This window comes from uncultured Boseongicola sp., assembly GCF_937988555.1.
GTDB lineage: Bacteria > Pseudomonadota > Alphaproteobacteria > Rhodobacterales > Rhodobacteraceae > Boseongicola.
Genome location: NZ_CALJXO010000131.1, coordinates 1 through 7,343, shown reverse-complemented (window position 1 = coordinate 7,343; position 7,343 = coordinate 1). Strand labels below are relative to the sequence as shown.

The window sequence follows — 7,343 nt, the reverse complement described above, 5'->3', positions numbered from 1 at the left end:
GATATCGGAGGCTCTCGGGCGGCGATCAGCCAGATGGCGGCGGAAGAGCTTGGCATTCCCTACGACAAGGTCAGGACGATCATCGCCGACACCAATTCGCTGGGCTACAATGACGTAACCGATGGGAGCCGCGTGACCTTTTCAGTCGGTCTTGCTACGATTGAGGCGGCGCGGAATGCGATCAAGGTGATGTGCGGACGGGTTGCCAAAATTTGGGGCATAGATGAAGACGCCGTGATTTGGGAAGATGGATGCGCCAAACCATCCGGCGCGAACGCGGGCGATTTTACCCCTATGTCGATCGAGGAGATCGCGGCAATTTCCTCAAATACCGGTGGACCGATTGCTGGCCATTTTGAGGTCAACGCGGACGGGGCTGGTGTAAGTTTCGGTGTGCATCTTGCCGATGTCGAGGTCGATCCGGAAACCGGTGCGACCAAGATCCTGCGCTACACGGTATTTCAGGATGCCGGAAAGGCCGTGCATCCCGACTATGTCGAGGGCCAGATGCAAGGCGGTGCCGTTCAGGGGATCGGCTGGGCGCTGAACGAGGAATATATCTACGGAAAAGATGGATTACTGCAGAACGCGGGCTTTCTTGATTACCGTGTTCCCGTCGCCTCGGATCTGCCCAACATCGAAACCGTCATCCTGGAAATCCCGAACCCAGGCCATCCCTATGGCGTGCGCGGGGTCGGAGAGACGCCCATCGTGCCGCCTTTGGCCACATTGTCAAACGCAGTCGCACGCGCCATCGGGATCCGCTTGTTCGAACTGCCGATGTCCCCGCCAAAGCTGCTCAAGGCAATCCGGCAAAAGGGATAGGCATGGTCAAGGTGACGATCTGGGGCTCCTTGCGGTCTGCGACAGATGGACAGGTTGAAGTCGAAGTTGATGCGCGCAATTTCAAGGAATTGCTGGATCGTCTGGCGACCGAATACCCGGGCCTGAAACCGCAAATCGAGCGCGGTGTGTCGCTGGCTTTGGATGGCAAAATCTACCGCGAGGCATGGTTTACTGAAATCGGGCCAAAGAGCGAAGTCGTCCTGATGCCCTATATGACAGGCGGGTGACAGTCGGCGATTTTTCTGTGAGGCACATTTGTTTCGGACAAATCGCAGCACGTCTGGTCGTTTGAAGACCTCAGAAAGGTCTTGTCAGAAGAAACCGGCTTGAGCCGGGAAGGGCGGTTGCTTAGTCTCGGTGGATGAGAAAGCCCAGCCCATTTCGATACTTTCGATCCAGTCATGAGAGCTTTCGCCTAAAGCGTTTCGGTTTTAACCTGAGGCATATCCGGCATTCTTGAAGTCGTTCCAGCACTCTTGAGGGTCATATAGGTCGCTGACTTTTCCAACGGCTTCGAAGACGTCGGTGAAGGTTCTTGCACCAATGCGTCGCAAGTGGGCTTTCAGTTTGGAGAAGGCCTGCTCGATTGGGTTCAGGTCGGGCGAGTATGGCGGTAGGAAGAGGGACCAGCATCCATGCGCGCGCAGGGCCTCTGACGTTTCCTTGTTTTGTGGGTGGCCAGGTTGTCCAGTATGACCACGGTACCGGGCTCGATCTCCGGCACCAGCACTTCGCGCACGTAGGCGGCAAATGCCGGACCATCCATTGCGCCCTTTATGACCCACGGCGCGATCAAGGCGTCCTGGGTCAATCCGGCGATCAGCGTTTGTGTCGCCCAACTGCCAACGGGCGCACCCATATTCAGTCGCTGGCCGCAAACGATCGGTCTCGTAGGCGGGTTAGGTTGGTCTTCACAGCCGTTTCGTCCGCTGCCTGATAGGCGATTGCACAGCAATCTGCCGAGAAGGAATAAACACAACACGTTCAGGCTGACGCCCAATAGCTGGCAGCCGATGGACAAACTAGTCGGCACGCTGACGCCTTACATTGGCGCGGCGGCGCTCGGACGCAACCAACGACTTTTTTTGTATGTGAACCCGAGCCGGGACAGCAGATCCGCGATAGATGAGTGGTGGATCTGTACACCCTCTGCATCAGCCAGTGCATCGCGAAGTTCAAAGAGCGTAATGTCTGGGTCCTGCATGATCAGCTCTTCGAAGAATGCCCGGTGGGGTGCTAACTTGCCGCTCCCCGGCGGGCGTCCCTGAGATGCAGGCAAGGCATTCCCTCTCATCCTGACCGATGTGCCCAACGCGCCCCCGTCGCTGGCGAAAGCTTCAAACGCAACGCCGCCGCGCGCCCGCTTAACCCTTCCTCAATGTATCGCTGAAACCGTGCCCGAAGCGCATCCGGCAAAGGTGCTGGCATGATCCGTCCTACCAAACAGGATGAATCACAAACTGACCTACATGGGAATCCCCCGATTCAGGTTTTCCCGAAACGCTATAGCCGGCATATTCTACGTCAAATTTCTTTTTCGCTCCGGCATGTCAAAGATCTGCTGCGCGAGTATGGTAACGATATCAGACATGAGCCCGTTCGCTTCTGGTGGAGAAGATTTGGTGGCATTGTTCGACTAAATTCGATTGCTATACTTTTTCGAGGACGCCGCATGGTTTCTATTGGTGAGATTAATGAAGGCCATCCAAGCATAGAGATCTTTCCTATAAGTTCAAAAATTGAAGTGGGATCGGTCGCCTAACAAGTCTAATCTGACAATACCCACGATCGGACCGGAATGATTATCGCAGGTATTCTCCTTGCCGGAGGGCAGTCAGAACGTTTCGGGCGAACCGACAAACTTCTCGCGCCTTTCCTAGGCAAGCCGCTTGTCACCCATGCTGCTGGCGCCTTAACGGCGTGCAAATTCGATTTATTAATCGCTGTTACAGCAAGTCAACAGGTCGCTGAAAGGCTTTCTGGATTTCAGATTACCGCTCCGCCGACGCAGTCGCACGCGCAGTCTGATAGTCTGCGGGCAGGCCTTCGCCTCGCCGAACGCCTGGGCGCTGACCGGGCGGTTGTCGTTCTTGGTGATATGCCCAATGTCACAACAGTTTTAATTCAAGAGGTAACGGCGCGATGCCGCGCGGGAACTCCATCTGCTGCTTTTGACGGGAGACGCTCTATGCCGCCCGCGTGTTTCCCCCGGGAAAGCTTCTCAGCCATCCAAGGCCTCGCTGGCGACCAAGGTGCGCGCACTTTCTTTCGTGGTCTTTCGGTCAATGCACTTGTCCAAGCTCCGGACGGCGAGCTTATTGATGTGGACACACCAGATGATATTGCCAAGGCAGCGAAAGCCCGTGGGGGCTAGGTTGCGAAGGCATTGCGGAGATGTAGTGCCTGAAGCTTGGACATGTTCCTGCAACAGGTTTTCCACCGGTTTCCCGGTTTCTCGGTTTCTTGAGTGCGTTTTGCATCTGTCGAGCGACGTTATCAGTCGTGTCGAACCTAACGGCATTCCTAGACACAACTCTGAAATCCTTTTACGATGCGGTATCACCTGTTTACTTAACAGAAATTTGCCTTTGAGCGATGGCAATCAGGCAAGATAACCCATGAATTCTCTTCTCCCAGCAGCCTCCGGGCTTGATCCAATTGAGGCTATTGCGACAAACCGGGACGACGCTGTACTTGCCGTCATCACTGGCGTGGAGGGGCCGTCCTACCGGGCGGTTGGCGCAGCAATGGCCATTTGGGCGGATGGTTCACGTTTGGGTGCTTTGTCATCGGGCTGCATTGAGGCAGACCTTGCCTTGCATGCTGCTCAAGTTCTGGCAACAGGCAAGCCTAAAACCCTACGGTATGGGCGCGGCTCGCCTTTTATCGATATTCAGCTGCCATGTGGTGGGGGGCTTGATATCCTTTTGCTACCGCGGCCGGATCGCCGGGTCTTTCTTGAATTGACAAAGCGGCGTGCTGCCAGACAGTTGTGTGCGATCGGGATAGACATCTACTCTGGTGCCCTCACGTTGTTAGATGATGGAACAACCGGTTTGATCGGCTCGAAGTTCGTTGTGCAATTCGCTCCCAAAGTGCGGTTTCTGGTCTTTGGTAAAGGGCCAGAAGCTTGCACGTTTTCAGCTCTTGTCCAATCCATCGGATATCCAAATCTTCTTCTCTCACCTGATAAAGAGACATTAGAAATTGGGGCGGCTTCAGGCTGCGATGTCCAGCATTTGCGCCAACCTGAATTCCCGGCAGATTTGATTACGGATCAATGGACGGCCATCGTTCTTTTCTTTCATGATCACGAACGGGAACCGCCGATCCTGTTTGGGGCACTTGGCGGACCAGCCTTTTATGTCGGAGCACAAGGAAGCGAGCGCGCCCGTGATGTACGGTTGCTTGAGCTTGAAGCGATGGGGGTTGCGCGGGATGATCTCGCACGCCTGCATGGTCCGGTTGGTTTGATCCGCTCTGCGCGCGATCCTGCCACATTGTCCGTATCGGTCCTTGCGGAAGTTTTGGACATTGCGACATCAGTACCATTTACGGGTGCCGACAGGTCGGGGTGGGATTGAAACCGTCAATGTGATTTTTTCCAAGCGCCTCCTTCAGCAGCTCGTTCTGCATGCGCATCTCAGCATACATCTTCTTCAGGCGGCGGTTCTGATCCGCCATGTCCTTCATCGCTGCAATCAAAGAGGCGTCTATTACGCGGCAGGCGATTGCGCAGCAATCTGCCGAGAGGGTATGCCGCTAAATTTGGCGCGCCACTTGTAGAAACTTGCACTGCTCATCCCATGCTCTGGGCAAAGCTCTGAAACCGGTACACCGCCCTCAGCCTGTTTCAAAATGCTCATGATCTGTGCGTCGCTATATCGTGCTGTCTTCATCAAAAATATCCTCAGATATCCTGCCGAGAAAATTCGACTTTTGACCACTAATTTTAGGGGGATTACCGATCGAATGCGGTCGGGGACACACTGGCAGTGGCATCTGGATGAGGTATTCGTGAAGATCAACGGCGAGAAGCACTATCTTTGGCGGGCCGTGGATCATGGAGGTGAGGTGCTGAAGAGCTTTGTCACAAAGCGTCGTGATCGCAAGGCAGCATTGAAATTTCTTAGAAAACCAATGAAACGTCATGGTCGCCCACATAAATTCGTCACCGAAAAGTTACGTTCCTACGGCGCAGCGATGAAGGTCGCCAATGTCGACAAACAGGACACCGGCCGCTGGCTCAACAATCGAGCCGAGAATTCACATCTGCCGTTTCGACGACGAGAGAGTGCGATGCTCCGTTTCAGACGAATGCGAGGTTTGCAGAAATTCGCCGCCGTCCATGCCTCGATTCACAACCTGTTCAATTCGGAAAGAAGCCTTCACTCACGATCAAATTTCAAACTCAACCGCGCCGCCGCTCTTGCTGAATGTCGCGGCATTTGCGCGGCATAAGGGGCAGCTTCACTGGCCTGGTAGAGACTTGTTCGTATTCTCCGCAGCTTTTTCAGTGTATCAAAGGTCGGGTTGACAGCCACAGATCAGCTCCTCGCGTTCGTATGTGCGTCCCCGGGTGCCGGGGACGCTGTCATTTTTACGCCAAGCTTACTCGAAGTTGTACGGCGCGCCGGCCTGATTGATGACGCTGTTGTACTCTTTGAAGACATTGACGATCTTCTGGTGCACCTCGCCTTCCTGAGCCACTTCTTCCCAGAACACCTTGGCAGCGTTCTCAACCTCGGCCCACTCACCGGCAGGTACAGAGCGCAATTGCAGCTTGTCACCGTTGGCGCGTAGAGCCGCTTCGCCGCCCCAATACCACTGGTTGCGGTATGTGTGGCCAGCCTCAGTCGCAGCCATTACGACCGACTTCAGGTTATCGGGAAGGTCGGCCCAACGTTCTTCGTTGACAAACCACGAGCCGATCCAAGCACCCGAGATGTTGTTGGTGAGGAAGTAGTCGGTCACATCGGCCCACCCCACGGTGTAGTCTTCAGTGATGCCCGACCACGCCATACCGTCGAGTTCGCCTGTCTGTACTGCAACTTCAGCGTCCTCGTATGGAATATTCAACGGCACCACGCCGAACTGGGCAAGGAAGCGACCAGCCGTTGGGAAAGTGTAAAGCTTCAGGCCGTCGAGATCGGCAACGCTGGTGATCTCCTTCTTGGTGTTGAAGTTGCATGGGTCCTGTCCAGCAGCCGACAGCCATTTTACGCCGACCTTGGCGTACTCCTCAGTCCAGATATCCTTTAAACCGTACTGGTTGAACAGCACAGGCACGTCGAGGATATGCTTGGTGGCAAAGGGGAAATACCCTCCGAACTGACGCAGCGGAGTAGGGGAAGCCATTGAGTCGTCGTCCGAATGCACGCCATCAATCGTCCCACGCTGAAGTGCTTGGAACAGCTCTCCGGTGGGAACGATCTGATCTGCGTAGAAAAGCTCAACCTCAAGCTCACCGTTTGCGTTGGCGTTGATATAGTCGATGACCGGTTTAGTCACATGCTCACCTAGGGCGCTACCTGCATAGGTCTGGAAACGCCATTTGATAGCAGACTGCGCTTTAACGATCGAAGGGCTGGCCAGGGTGGCGGCAGCGCCGACACCGGCAGTTGTCAGAAACTTACGTCTTGTCGTCATGGGTCTTTCCTCTCTGTTGGAGCTCTTCTCAATTTGCGTCCCGTGACCGGGATCTCGTTTTCATTAATTTCCATAAATATAACCCGGCAACCAAAGCGCGATTTCAGGGAAGGCCATGATTGTGGCCAGCGCAACGATCATCACCAGCACGAAGGGTAGAATGGATGAATAGATGTCTCTCAGCGTGATCTCGGGCGGTGCCATCGCACGCATCAGAAATAGGTTATATCCAAAGGGTGGTGTCATGTAGGCGATCTGTGTGGTGATCGTGTATAGCACACCATACCAGATAAGGTCGAACCCGAGTTCGCCGACCAGTGGAACGTAAAGCGGTGCAACGATCACCAGCATTGCAGTGTCGTCGAGGAATGTGCCCATCAAAATAAAGCTGAGCTGCATCAGTATTAGGATCATCCAAGGCGATAGGCCCAGCCCTTCAGTGAAAAGACTTTCGATGGCTTTGACCGCACCAAGTCCATCAAAGACCGCGCCAAACGCCAAAGCGGCGAGAATGATCCACATAAACATGCAAGAGATGCCCAGCGTTTGACGCACCGAATTCTCAAACACCTGGCGCGTCATGCGGCCTTTCAAAACCGCCGCCAGAAACGCAGCGATTGCGCCGATGGCCGAGCTTTCGACAAGGGATGTCCACCCGTTCACGAATGGCACCATCATCGCAAAAAAGATAAACAAGGGCAGGAGACCTGCGCCCAAAAGCCTGATCTTTTCGCCCATGGGCATTGCGCGTTCTGCTGGCGGAAGGACTGGACCAAGCGCCGGATTCAATTTGCAGCGGACCAAAATGTAGATCACGAACATAGCCGCCATCATCAGGCCCGGCAGCA

Annotated in this window: 6 protein-coding genes and 4 pseudogenes; 6 read left to right on the top strand and 4 right to left on the bottom strand. The window is 54.7% G+C overall.

Going from position 1 to position 7,343, the window contains the following annotated elements; all coding sequences use genetic code 11:
- On the top strand, window positions 1-825 hold an 825-nt coding region (locus Q1B15_RS07190), incomplete at its 5' end, for a molybdopterin cofactor-binding domain-containing protein (RefSeq protein ID WP_299752247.1).
- Window positions 826-827: 2 nt separating this feature from the next.
- Window positions 828-1,073 carry a MoaD/ThiS family protein gene (locus Q1B15_RS07185; RefSeq protein WP_299752244.1) on the top strand — a complete coding sequence of 82 codons (246 nt, stop codon included), beginning with the start codon at window positions 828-830 and terminating at the stop codon, window positions 1,071-1,073.
- Window positions 1,074-1,277: 204 nt separating this feature from the next.
- On the opposite strand, the pseudogene Q1B15_RS07180 reads toward Q1B15_RS07185, so the two are convergent.
- Window positions 1,278-2,274, bottom strand: a pseudogene (locus Q1B15_RS07180) (IS630 family transposase).
- Between the two features lie 109 nt (window positions 2,275-2,383).
- Here Q1B15_RS07180 and Q1B15_RS07175 point away from each other — a divergent pair.
- The 3 genes and pseudogenes from Q1B15_RS07175 to Q1B15_RS07165 form a co-directional block, all read left to right on the top strand.
- Window positions 2,384-2,470: pseudogene (locus tag Q1B15_RS07175) on the top strand (IS6 family transposase); the annotation flags it as partial.
- 174 nt (window positions 2,471-2,644) lie between these two features.
- Window positions 2,645-3,220, top strand: a complete 576-nt coding sequence (locus tag Q1B15_RS07170; RefSeq protein ID WP_299752241.1) for a nucleotidyltransferase family protein — start codon at window positions 2,645-2,647, stop codon at window positions 3,218-3,220.
- Window positions 3,221-3,464: 244 nt separating this feature from the next.
- Window positions 3,465-4,430, top strand: coding sequence for an XdhC family protein (locus Q1B15_RS07165; RefSeq protein WP_299752238.1), 966 nt, complete (start codon window positions 3,465-3,467; stop codon window positions 4,428-4,430).
- 16 nt (window positions 4,431-4,446) lie between these two features.
- On the opposite strand, the pseudogene Q1B15_RS07160 reads toward Q1B15_RS07165, so the two are convergent.
- Window positions 4,447-4,745 (bottom strand): annotated as a pseudogene (locus Q1B15_RS07160) (transposase); the annotation flags it as partial.
- Between the two features lie 70 nt (window positions 4,746-4,815).
- Between Q1B15_RS07160 and Q1B15_RS07155 the strand changes: the two are divergent.
- Window positions 4,816-5,307: pseudogene (locus Q1B15_RS07155) on the top strand (DDE-type integrase/transposase/recombinase); the annotation flags it as partial.
- 150 nt (window positions 5,308-5,457) lie between these two features.
- On the opposite strand, the gene Q1B15_RS07150 reads toward Q1B15_RS07155, so the two are convergent.
- Window positions 5,458-6,495 (bottom strand): TRAP transporter substrate-binding protein, encoded by a 1,038-nt coding sequence (locus tag Q1B15_RS07150; RefSeq protein ID WP_299752235.1) that lies wholly within the window; start codon window positions 6,493-6,495, stop codon window positions 5,458-5,460.
- A 63-nt stretch (window positions 6,496-6,558) separates the two neighbouring features.
- A partial coding sequence (locus Q1B15_RS07145) for a TRAP transporter large permease subunit (RefSeq protein ID WP_299752232.1) occupies window positions 6,559-7,343 on the bottom strand: 785 nt, incomplete at its 5' end.

Bases quoted from the DNA above. Each gene is read 5' to 3' on its own strand.
- Q1B15_RS07165 (WP_299752238.1), top strand. From the start codon at position 3,465: ATGAATTCTCTTCTCCCAGCAGCCTCCGGGCTTGATCCAATTGAGGCT.
- Q1B15_RS07185 (WP_299752244.1), top strand. From the start codon at position 828: ATGGTCAAGGTGACGATCTGGGGCTCCTTGCGGTCTGCGACAGATGGA.
- Q1B15_RS07150 (WP_299752235.1), bottom strand. From the start codon at position 6,495: ATGACGACAAGACGTAAGTTTCTGACAACTGCCGGTGTCGGCGCTGCC.
- Q1B15_RS07170 (WP_299752241.1), top strand. From the start codon at position 2,645: ATGATTATCGCAGGTATTCTCCTTGCCGGAGGGCAGTCAGAACGTTTC.